The sequence below is a fragment of the Cupriavidus sp. 8B genome, from assembly GCF_054589115.1.
On sequence record NZ_BAAILO010000181.1, the window covers coordinates 84047 to 87256 of the forward strand.

The window sequence follows — 3210 nt, forward strand, 5'->3', positions numbered from 1 at the left end:
ACCGAACTCCGGCGCAAAGCTACGATGGGCGCGGCGGAACCATCATCTCGCACCCTCGCGCCAAGCCCCAGACCAGCTCATGGTGATACCCCAAGCGGTGGCCTGCTCCCCGGCCACGCCGACTACCGCCTCCTTGCGGCTTCTGCGCATCCTGCTGCCCCAATCCCCGCTCACCGTAAAGCCGCTGCTAGCGTTTGTGCTCTGGCTGCTGCTCGCCTTGCCTGGCACATCTGCGCTTGCCGCCGGCCAGCTGCAAATCCTCGGCGAAGCCACCATGATCACCGGTGACGGGCCGCCGGCCACGGTCAGCCTGCCTTACTACTGGGACCGGTCGCGTCCCGGCGAGACCGGCGGCGCGCGATTTCTCCTGCGTTTCCAGGACATGCCAGGCCGCCAGGGCATGGCCGCGCTGTACGTGGAGCGGGTCGCCAACAGCTATGAAGTGCGGCTCAACGGCAACCGCCTCGCCCACGCTGGCAGCCTGTCTGCCCCGGCGCCCTATGCCGGCCAGCAGCCGTTGCTGATCCCGGTGCCGGCGGACCTGCTGCGCCCGGAGAACGAACTGCTTGTCACCATCGCCGCCAGCGCCAGCTCGCGCGGCGGCCTGTCGCGCGTGGAGTTTGGTGTGCCGGCGCTGGTGGAGGCGCACTACCACCGGGCGCTCTGGTTCAAGGTCATCGGCCCGGTAGTCATCGCGGCGGTCAGCGTGCTGCTGGCTTGCCTGGCAGGGCTGGTGTGGTGGCGGCAGCGGGATCCCCTGTTCGGCTTATATGCCATCGCCGAGCTCGGCTGGTCTTTCGGGCTGGCCGAGTACTTCGTTTCCGACGACGCCGGCGCGCCCGATGCGTGGCTCGCCGTGGTGCTGGCCGGGCGGGCGGTGTTCATGTACGCGACTGCCAGGTTCGCCATCCTGGTGACCGGCCTGGAGGCCCGCTGGCTACGCCGCATGCTGCTGCTCTACCTGGTTGTCAAGATTCCGCTGATCGCGCTGATGGTGGCGGCGCACAGCACGCGCGCCATGGTCTTGGCCAACGTGATCGTCAATGTCGCAATGGCGCTGTCGATCGTGGCCGTGCTGGTCCGCGCCGCCGTGACGCGTCCGGAGCGTGAACGCATGGCGATTGCCGCCGCCCTTGGCCTCACACTGCTCATCTCGATGCTGGATTTGATCCATGTCTGGTGGATCGGCGACTACTACTGGGACTCCTCGGTCACCCGCTACGTGTCGCTGATATTCAGCCTGACCATGGGCTGGCTGCTGGTCGATCGCTACACGCGCGCCACACGCATGTTGGCTGCCCTGAACCAGAAGCTCGACAGCGCGGTCTCCCGCAAGGAGCAGGAGCTGTATGAGCTGTACCGCCATTCACGCGAGATGGAACGCGAGCAGGCCACCCTGCAGGAGCGCGGCAGGATCATGCGCGATATCCATGACGGGCTAGGCAGCCAGCTGGTGGGCATGCTCTCCATGCTGCGTGCCGGCAGCCCTTCCACGCACACGTTGCAACAACACCTTCAGCATGCGCTGGATGCCCTGAAACTATCCGTCGATGCGTTGCAGGATACCGGCGGCGACCTGGCCGCCGTACTCGGCAACCTGCGCTACCGGCTTGGCCCGCGGCTGGAGGCAGCGGGATTGCGGGTGGACTGGCAGGTGGCGCGCCTGCCGGCGTTGCACGACCTGACGCCGCAGCGGGTGCGGGAGCTGCACTACCTGTTGCTGGAGGTGTTTTCCAATGCCATGCAACATGCCCGCGGCAGCGCCATCCGGGTCTTGGCGCGCCATGATGCTGGCCAGCAAGCCCTGGTTATCGAGATCCATGACAATGGCTGCGGCTTTACGCCCGAGGCTGCCGCGCACGGACGGGGATTGGGCAATATGCGCCGGCGCGCCGAGGCCATCGGGGCGACGCTGGACCTGCGCTCTTCACCGCAGGGCACTACCGTGCGGCTGGCGTTTGCACTTGCGCCGGAGCCGCCACCCGCTTCTGCCGTTTAGCTCCCTTCCCGCGCCCGTTCGATGTCAAGTTCCATGTCAACCCGGGCGCGGGCGACTCCGTTACCGGAATCAGACCTTGATGTCGATGGTCTGGCCAAGGTGAGGGGGATTGCTGGCCGGGACGCTGACTTGCGGCATCGAGCCCAGCAGGGTTGCCACGCTCTGAGCCTGCAGGTCTAGCGACTTGCGCAGCATCATGGTGGGCACCGGATCGCCGCCCGAGTTGCTGGCCGCACTGACGAGGGAAATATCCATTGAATGGTCTTCCAGGTTGAAATTGAGGTTGAGGGTGAAGCTACGCTTTGGCATTGAAACCAGCGGGAAGGCGCACCTCCCAGCATCCATGTTGTCGGCCATCAACCCAAAATCTTTAGCGCCGCGGCCGCAATAGCGGGCCACCCGCTTGGCATCCGGAACGTTTATCATAAGCAGCCCGGTCGATCTGGCCGGGAAAGACCAGACAGCCAGCACCATCAGGATAGCGGCTGAATCCGGCGAAACCAGTCACCAGAATGAACATCATGGGTCGGGCGCAAAAAATTGCGGGAAGCATCGCTATTTCGTGTTTGGCTTTTGGCATCGCAATGGATTGCCTGGCGCTGGATTCGGCGGAGCTCTATGAGCGGGAATCGCCCAGCATCTGGGTGGTATCCGTCTTTGACGCGCAAGGCACGCGCTTCGGCCTGGGCAGCTCGGTGGTGATCGGGCCGGAAGAACTGGTCACCAACTGCCACGTACTCAAGAGCGGCAAGTCCGTCAGTATCCGGCGCGAGAAGGTCACGTATGGCGCCAGCCTGGTGCACGCCGATGTCGAGCGCGACCTTTGCATCCTGCGCGCCAAGGGCCTTACCGCCCCGGCCGTGAAGATCGCACCGATGGCCGCGCTCAAGGTCGGGCAAAAGGTCTACGCCATCGGCGCGCCACGCGGCTACGAGCTGACGCTGAGCGGTGGCCTGCTCTCCTCGCTGAACAAGGATGAGCGCGACCGCATCGTCCGCCTCCAGACCACCGCCCCGATCTCCCCCGGTTCCAGCGGGGGTGGCCTGTTCAATACGGACGGGCAACTCGTCGGCATTACCTACCTGATGCGGACCGACGCGCAGAACATCAATTTCGGCACTATGTGCCCTTCCGGACTATGTCGGGTAACACGGACCAGTGCCTGAAGAATGCGTCCCCACGCCCGACTACCCAGCCAGTCGCACGACATA

3 protein-coding genes are annotated in these 3210 nt (G+C 65.0%); 2 read left to right on the forward strand and 1 reads right to left on the reverse strand.

All coding sequences use genetic code 11. From position 1 onward, the window contains the following. The first annotated feature begins 79 nt into the window (after positions 1 to 79). A complete protein-coding gene (locus ACYP5B_RS18315) occupies positions 80 to 1999 on the forward strand; it encodes a sensor histidine kinase (RefSeq protein WP_459570635.1) in 1920 nt (639 codons plus the stop codon). A gap of 69 nt (positions 2000 to 2068) precedes the next feature. Here the strand turns inward: ACYP5B_RS18315 and ACYP5B_RS18320 are convergent, their stop codons facing one another. Next, positions 2069 to 2473: a YjfB family protein gene (locus ACYP5B_RS18320; protein WP_318234141.1), complete on the reverse strand. Its 405-nt coding sequence runs from the start codon at positions 2471 to 2473 to the stop codon at positions 2069 to 2071. Positions 2474 to 2583: 110 nt separating this feature from the next. Here ACYP5B_RS18320 and ACYP5B_RS18325 point away from each other — a divergent pair, with 110 nt between their 5' ends. Beyond that, entirely contained in the window at positions 2584 to 3165 is a 582-nt protein-coding gene (locus ACYP5B_RS18325) for a S1C family serine protease (protein WP_459570636.1), read from the forward strand. The last annotated feature ends 45 nt before the right edge of the window (positions 3166 to 3210 follow it).

Excerpts from the sequence above, each read along its gene's own strand:
- ACYP5B_RS18315 (WP_459570635.1), top strand. The coding sequence starts at position 80 with ATGGTGATACCCCAAGCGGTGGCCTGCTCCCCGGCCACGCCGACTACC.
- ACYP5B_RS18320 (WP_318234141.1), bottom strand. The coding sequence starts at position 2,473 with ATGGTGCTGGCTGTCTGGTCTTTCCCGGCCAGATCGACCGGGCTGCTT.
- ACYP5B_RS18325 (WP_459570636.1), top strand. The coding sequence starts at position 2,584 with ATGGATTGCCTGGCGCTGGATTCGGCGGAGCTCTATGAGCGGGAATCG.